Here is a 2,265-nt window from a genome sequence, read left to right on the forward strand (position 1 = left end):
ACAGACGGAGCCGCAGCGAAAGCGAGTCTGAACAGGGCGTATGTAGTAGGGGGTCGTAGACCCGAAACCGTGTGATCTACCCATGTCCAGGGTGAAGGTCAGGTAACACTGACTGGAGGCCCGAACCCACGTATGTTGAAAAATGCGGGGATGAGGTGTGGGTAGGGGTGAAATGCCAATCGAACACGGAGATAGCTGGTTCTCTCCGAAATAGCTTTAGGGCTAGCCTCAAGAGTTGAGTACTGGAGGTAGAGCACTGATTGGACTAGGGGCCCTCATCGGGTTACCGAATTCAGTCAAACTCCGAATGCCAGCCACTCGATCTTGGGAGTCAGACTATGGGTGATAAGGTTCATAGTCGAAAGGGAAACAGCCCAGACCGCCAGCTAAGGTCCCAAAGTATACGTTAAGTGGAAAAGGATGTGGAGTTGCTTAGACAACCAGGATGTTGGCTTAGAAGCAGCCATCATTTAAAGAGTGCGTAATAGCTCACTGGTCGAGTGACTCTGCGCCGAAAATGTACCGGGGCTAAACGTATCACCGAAGCTGCGGATTGTTCTTACGAACAATGGTAGGAGAGCGTTCTAAGTGCAGCGAAGTCAGACCGTGAGGACTGGTGGAGCGCTTAGAAGTGAGAATGCCGGTATGAGTAGCGAAAAAAGAGTGAGAATCTCTTTCACCGAAAGCCTAAGGTTTCCTGAGGAAGGCTCGTCCGCTCAGGGTTAGTCGGGACCTAAGCCGAGGCCGAAAGGCGTAGGCGATGGACAACAGGTGGATATTCCTGTACCACCTCCTTTCCGTTTGAACGACGGGGGGACGCAGAAGGATAAGGAAAGCGCACTGCTGGTCATGTGCGCCCAAGCAGTAAGAGAGTTGGATAGGCAAATCCGTCCAACAATTTCAAGCTGTGATGGGGAGGGAAAATAAGTACCGAAGTTCCTGATTTCACACTGCCAAGAAAAGCCTCTAGTGAGGAAAGAGGTGCCCGTACCGCAAACCGACACAGGTAGGCGAGGAGAGAATCCTAAGGTGATCGGGAGAACTCTCGTTAAGGAACTCGGCAAAATGACCCCGTAACTTCGGGAGAAGGGGTGCTTCTTTAAGGAGAAGCCGCAGTGAATAGGCCCAAGCGACTGTTTAGCAAAAACACAGGTCTCTGCGAAGCCGTAAGGCGAAGTATAGGGGCTGACACCTGCCCGGTGCTGGAAGGTTAAGGGGACGCGTTAGCCGCAAGGCGAAGCGTTGAACCGAAGCCCCAGTAAACGGCGGCCGTAACTATAACGGTCCTAAGGTAGCGAAATTCCTTGTCGGGTAAGTTCCGACCCGCACGAAAGGTGCAACGACTTGGGCACTGTCTCAACGAGAGACCCGGTGAAATTATACTATGCGTGAAGATGCGCATTACCCGCGACAGGACGGAAAGACCCCGTGGAGCTTTACTGTAGCCTGATATTGAATGTTGGTACAGCTTGTACAGGATAGGTGGGAGCCTTAGAAACCGGAGCGCTAGCTTCGGTGGAGGCGCCGGTGGGATACCACCCTGGCTGTACGGACCTTCTAACCCAGAACCGTGATCCGGTTCGGAGACAGTGTCAGGTGGGCAGTTTGACTGGGGCGGTCGCCTCCTAAAGAGTAACGGAGGCGCCCAAAGGTTCCCTCAGAATGGTTGGAAATCATTCGCAGAGTGTAAAGGCAGAAGGGAGCTTGACTGCGAGACCTACAAGTCGAGCAGGGACGAAAGTCGGGCTTAGTGATCCGGCGGTGCCGTATGGAAGGGCCGTCGCTCAACGGATAAAAGCTACCCCGGGGATAACAGGCTTATCTCCCCCAAGAGTCCACATCGACGGGGAGGTTTGGCACCTCGATGTCGGCTCATCGCATCCTGGGGCTGTAGTCGGTCCCAAGGGTTGGGCTGTTCGCCCATTAAAGCGGTACGCGAGCTGGGTTCAGAACGTCGTGAGACAGTTCGGTCCCTATCCGTCGTGGGCGTTGGAAGTTTGAGAGGAGCTGTCCTTAGTACGAGAGGACCGGGATGGACACACCGCTGGTGTACCAGTTGTTCCGCCAGGAGCATGGCTGGGTAGCTACGTGTGGAAGGGATAAGTGCTGAAAGCATCTAAGCATGAAGCCCCCCTCTAGATGAGACTTCCCATCATTTTAAATGAGTAAGATCCCTCAGAGACGATGAGGTTGATAGGTCCGAGGTGGAAGCGTGGTGACACGTGCAGCTGACGGATACTAATCGATCGAGGACTTAACTTAAAA

The 2,265-nt window shown here is 53.6% G+C and carries 1 rRNA gene; it reads left to right on the forward strand.

Annotated elements, in window-relative coordinates:
* Positions 1-2,262, forward strand: a 23S ribosomal RNA gene (locus tag BLR93_RS17655); the annotation flags it as partial.
* Between the last annotated feature and the right edge of the window lie 3 nt (positions 2,263-2,265).

It is taken from the genome of Sediminibacillus albus (assembly GCF_900101125.1).
Taxonomy (GTDB): domain Bacteria; phylum Bacillota; class Bacilli; order Bacillales; family Amphibacillaceae; genus Sediminibacillus; species Sediminibacillus albus.